At 56.8% G+C, this 625-nt stretch carries 1 protein-coding gene; it reads right to left on the bottom strand.

Annotation, left to right across the window (positions count from 1 at the left end):
- On the bottom strand, positions 1 to 625 hold a 625-nt coding region (locus HMPREF9440_RS04260), incomplete at both ends, for an IS607 family transposase (RefSeq protein ID WP_008541830.1).

Genomic DNA, 625 nt, shown 5'->3' on the forward strand with positions numbered 1-625 from the left:
ATCTTCTCCGCCGATTCCACGGCCGCCTTCATGCCCTGAAGAAGCTTTTGGTTCTTCTTGCTCCGGGACCCGTAGAGGCGGGCGGAAAAGACCGTGATGATTTCAAGCACGTCGTGGGCGAGGTCTTCCTCAAACGAGGCGTCCTCCCCTTGGTTGATGATGACCACTTCGACGTTCTTCATTTCACACACGGCAAAAACGAGTTCCGCTCCAAATCTCAGCAACCGGTCCTTGTGCGTGACGACCAGTCTGGAAATCTCCCCGGAGACCAAAAGATTGAGCAGGCGCCTGAGACCCTTCTTGTGATAGTTCATGCCGGAGCCGAGGTCTGAAATGACCTCAAAGCTCCAACCGCGGCTCGCACAGAAGAGCTCCAACACCTGCTTTTGACGCTCCAGGTCCTCCCTCTGATCGTGGCTCGACACCCTTGCATAGGCGATGGTCCTATCCTTGGGTTTTTCGGGCGACGCCCGGAGGGCAAGGCCCTGCAGCTCGTAGAGATCATACCGCCGATGGCCGGCAGGCGTACGGGTCGAGGTCAAACGTCCCTCGGCATCCCAACGACGGAGTGTGGAAATGGAAACGCCAAGCTTTTTAGCGGCTTGTCCGATGCTGATGAATCTAT

The sequence above is a fragment of the Sutterella parvirubra YIT 11816 genome (assembly GCF_000250875.1).
GTDB lineage: Bacteria > Pseudomonadota > Gammaproteobacteria > Burkholderiales > Burkholderiaceae_F > Sutterella > Sutterella parvirubra.